The organism is Parafrankia sp. FMc2 (assembly GCF_041008525.1).
Lineage (GTDB): Bacteria > Actinomycetota > Actinomycetes > Frankiales > Frankiaceae > Parafrankia.
Map to the genome: position 1 here is coordinate 1 of NZ_JBFLUG010000524.1, position 529 is coordinate 529.

The 529-nt window shown below is 71.1% G+C and carries 1 protein-coding gene; it reads right to left on the reverse strand.

Annotated elements, in window-relative coordinates; all coding sequences use genetic code 11:
• A partial coding sequence (locus AB1460_RS38275) for a ketoacyl-synthetase C-terminal extension domain-containing protein (RefSeq protein ID WP_368967509.1) occupies nucleotides 1-514 on the reverse strand: 514 nt, incomplete at its 3' end.
• Nucleotides 515-529: the final 15 nt, after the last annotated feature.

The window sequence follows — 529 nt, forward strand, 5'->3', positions numbered from 1 at the left end:
CGGTGAACACCACCGCCAGGCGGCCCTCACCCACCACACCCCGCACCACGTTCGGCACGGACACCTCGCCTCGCAGCGCCTCCAGCCCAGCGCGCAGATCATCGGTACCCGCAGCCAGAACCACCGCACGGTGGGCGAGCGACGCACGCCGAGCGGATCCAGCCGCAAGCCCGAGGACGTCACCGCCCGTCTCACTCATACGTCCTGCCTGGGCCTGCAGCGCCTCCTCGTCGTGGCCCGAGACCAGAACCGGAACGATCGGCAGCACGGTCGCCGGAACCGCCGGCTCTGCGGACCCCTCGGCGACGGCATCGTCGAGGTCGGGGGCCTGCTCGAGGATGATGTGCGCGTTGGTCCCACTCACCCCGAACGAGGACACACCCGCCCGACGCGGCCGGCCGTTGTCCTCCCACGGACGGGACTCGGTCAGCAGCTCGATCGCCCCGGCCGCCCAGTCGACATGCGGCGACGGCGCATCCACATGCAACGTCGCCGGCAGCGTGCCGTGGCTCATCGCGAGGATCATCTT